The following is a 1,047-nucleotide window of genomic DNA, read 5'->3' as shown; positions in this document are numbered from 1 at the left end:
TTAAGCAGGGAGATTGAAGATCAAATCGCTTCCAAAGTCAGGGAAACCGATCCGACCATCCAAAATGTATATGTTTCCACCAATCCGGATTTCATTGACCGAATCAATGCGTACGTAAGGGATGTGCAAGAAGGACGGCCGGTCGCAGGTTTTGTTGAGGAATTTAATGAGATGGTGCAACGAATATTTCCAAATGCCCGGTAACGAAATCCAGTATTCCCCGTCTTTTGTATGGTGCGAAAGACGGGGCCATATCAGCATTTAAGTCTGTTCAACCCCGAAATCTCCCCAAATGCTGCTCCTGAAGTTGATATAGTATATTCGATGTTAAAAAGACTCCAACAGGAGGCAATTGATCAGTATACTGGTATGGCAAGGAATTTCCACTAATGGGGTATTCGTTCAGACTTATATCAGTTGTAGCAATCCAAGTTCCATACTCACCTGCTTGTAGAGAGGGAGGTTTCATAATAAGACGTCCACTCAAAATAAAATGTCGAATTCTAATCGGAGGATCGTCAAATATAGTTAAGTTACCGGAGTATGTGGCATAAGGTGAATCAAATGTGATTTGTTTGGCGCTTTCATTCCAAGATCCATGAATTGGAATAGGCATGCCACGAAAATTAATCGTACCAATTACCCTGTTATCAGTAATAGAGTTAATGATGAGTTCTCCCCAAACGATCGGTCTACCAGCTATATCAGCGCGGATACCCCATTTTGTTGGGAATGGTATACTAACCATAGTTACCTGTGCAGTTTGCAAAATGATCTCTCCTTAATTTTAAGAACTCAGGATTTTAGCGAATATGATTGAATACGCTTACGTTAATGGCTGATCATTGAATTAGATGCTCTGTTTAAAGCAACAATACAGTATATGCACCACCAACAGAATGATCCACTAGTGAAAGTTATATTCAGTCTCGGGTAAATCTTCTCAGGGAGAAAATAATGGATGTTATGGCCCAGAATAATGTATTGAACCGGACCCAACTAATGATAGCACCGATGTTCCTTTTACAAAAACATATTCGGAACATT

At 40.2% G+C, this 1,047-nt stretch carries 2 protein-coding genes; one reads left to right on the top strand and one right to left on the bottom strand.

What is annotated here, in order from left to right:
* Positions 1-204 (top strand): YhcN/YlaJ family sporulation lipoprotein (locus G519_RS0138325; RefSeq protein WP_029199022.1); only part of this gene is annotated, 204 nt, incomplete at its 5' end.
* A 67-nt stretch (positions 205-271) separates the two neighbouring features.
* Here the strand turns inward: G519_RS0138325 and G519_RS0138320 are convergent.
* Entirely contained in the window at positions 272-769 is a 498-nt protein-coding gene (locus tag G519_RS0138320) for a hypothetical protein (protein WP_029199021.1), read from the bottom strand.
* Positions 770-1,047: the final 278 nt, after the last annotated feature.

This window comes from Paenibacillus alginolyticus DSM 5050 = NBRC 15375 (assembly GCF_000422905.1).
Classification (GTDB): Bacteria; Bacillota; Bacilli; order Paenibacillales; family NBRC-103111; genus Paenibacillus_E; species Paenibacillus_E alginolyticus.
Note: the sequence above shows the minus strand (reverse complement) of the source record. Positions and strands in the feature narration are given on the sequence as shown.